This is a genomic window from Yersinia sp. 2542 StPb PI, from assembly GCF_048593855.1.
Classification (GTDB): domain Bacteria; phylum Pseudomonadota; class Gammaproteobacteria; order Enterobacterales; family Enterobacteriaceae; genus Yersinia; species Yersinia enterocolitica_E.
Genome location: NZ_JAZGQA010000374.1, coordinates 1 through 1,609, shown reverse-complemented (window position 1 = coordinate 1,609; position 1,609 = coordinate 1). Strand labels below are relative to the sequence as shown.

The window sequence follows — 1,609 nt, the reverse complement described above, 5'->3', positions numbered from 1 at the left end:
CACCTCCGTTTAGTTCATTTTTAAGCTCTGGATTACCATGTTTTGGAAATAATTTATCTTTACTTTCTTTATCTATTTCTTGAATGAATTCTTGCTGATTATTTTTCGCATTTTCATCACTATGTGAGCTTAAGCAAGGAACCAAAAATAATTTCGCCTTCTCTGGAAGGCGCTTTCTAATTTTAATTTTAGCACGTGGACTTCGTTCTTCCAACCACTCCAAAACTGACTCTGCCTTGAAAAAGTGCACAACTTCACCATGATGACAAAAAACCTCACTCCCAATCGGGACTAAAGTCTTGACAACAGACCAACTATAACCAAAAACATATCCTAATGGCCCCCATAATTTATAGAAATGATTATCTAATTCTCGCTCTGGAGGTACCGAGGGAACTGCATCATTCTCATTAATATGCCTATAGTGAGGTATCCCCTTTAATTCCCCCATAGCACTCAAAGTAAAAGTACGAGGCATTCCATAAGTATATAATATAGGTTTGTAATCAATGAGTTTAGCTGCGTGTATTAAGGCCAGCGCACCACCTAAACTATGCCCACAAATATATACCCTCCTACCCGCCAAAAGTTCGACTAATCGTTCAACATTCTCTTTAATTTTAGTATTATCGCTGCCATTTATAACCTGAAACGCATCTAAAAATCCCTGGTGTACTAATCCATTACTAACAATCCCACTACAAGGTATTTTTATATCACAAGTTAGATTAATAGGTTTATAAGTAACATCTGTTACAACATCTAATAAACTGGCAGTGCCACGCCAAGCTACAATAATCTCAACATTATTAGCTGCAAAAAATAATTGTGTATCCTTTTTTGCCTCAGCCCCCTGACTCGAATCTATAAATTCAACATCAGTATAACGCTGGTGAAAAGGCACATCTTTAACAATAGGCTGAAATTTCTTATCATTTACTTGATACGGTACGCAAGCTAGCTCTAGCATTTGCTGGTTAAAAAAATGTGTTATAGACCCCGTTGCTTGCCCATCACCATTAGTATCGTAATCTGCATAAGATAATATTGACATCAATACCAGATTATAAGCATTCACCACCGAGTAGTCGGGTATATGATGCAAAACTAAAGACCATGCCCGGAAAGGACAAATTTCCAAAACATGGCGGCAATTCAATTTTTTTACCGTCAAACCGGTAAACCGAGTATCTGGGAAGTGATATGCTGGCGGTTTCTTTTTATCTTCCCAATTAGGGGTAATAGTCGGTAATTTATCGCACAATTTCCCAATAGTAATGTACTGGTACTCATACTCTTCTTGTTGTGCTAATTTTTTAACCGTTGAATATTTTTCTTCCCTACCGACACGCAGCGATCGAGTCTCCATTTCATCTGCGAGAGGTTGGGCCTCAATAAACAGTGTCAGGTCAAGATGGTGTAAACCCTCAATACGTATAATACCACTGGCATCACTATTGCCAGTATACTCGTTCACATGACCACTTCTGGTCGCATCATTAATGGCCCGATACGGCATATTAGCGACTGGATTATTCATCTCATCCAGTAATTGGAATTCAACCCAACTTGTTTGGTTTTTTGCGCTGAGTGATACGATCTTACTTTC

At 38.3% G+C, this 1,609-nt stretch carries 1 protein-coding gene; it reads right to left on the bottom strand.

Annotation, left to right across the window (positions count from 1 at the left end):
* The coding region (locus tag V1952_RS21725) for a lipase family protein (RefSeq protein WP_420075537.1) at nucleotides 1-1,609 on the bottom strand (1,609 nt) is incomplete at both ends.